2 rRNA genes are annotated in these 502 nt (G+C 44.4%); both read right to left on the bottom strand.

Features of this window, described 5'->3' with window-relative positions:
- Positions 1–80: 80 nt before the first annotated feature.
- Positions 81–196, bottom strand: a 5S ribosomal RNA gene (rrf, locus tag D8863_RS11020).
- Positions 197–272: 76 nt separating this feature from the next.
- A 23S ribosomal RNA gene (locus tag D8863_RS11015) occupies positions 273–502 on the bottom strand; the annotation flags it as partial.

The raw sequence follows: 502 nt of genomic DNA, 5'->3' as shown, positions 1-502 counted from the left end.
CGGTAAGAAACTTCGTTTCTCTCATCCGCCGATTGTAATTTCGATTTCCTCTCAATTACAACTAAGCTAAACTCCCTCGAGCTAAGCGACTTCCATATCTCACAGGGGGCAACCCCCAACTACTTCCGGCGTTCTAGGGCTTAACTACTGTGTTCGGCATGGGTACAGGTGTATCTCCTAGGCTATCGTCACTTAACTCTGAGTAATACCTACTCAAAATTGAATATCTATCAAATANNNAGAAAACCTCACNCTTCGTATTCTCAGTTACTTTGGATAAGTCCTCGAGCTATTAGTATTAGTCCGCTACATGTGTCGCCACACTTCCACTTCTAACCTATCTACCTGATCATCTCTCAGGGCTCTTACTGATATAAAATCATGGGAAATCTCATCTTGAGGTGGGTTTCACACTTAGATGCTTTCAGCGTTTATCCCTTCCCTACATAGCTACCCAGCGATGCCTTTGGCAAGACAACTGGTACACCAGCGGTAAGTCCAC

Origin of the sequence: Streptococcus oralis (assembly GCF_003943825.1) — a bacterium.
Lineage (GTDB): Bacteria > Bacillota > Bacilli > Lactobacillales > Streptococcaceae > Streptococcus > Streptococcus oralis_CD.
Note: the sequence above shows the minus strand (reverse complement) of the source record. Positions and strands in the feature narration are given on the sequence as shown.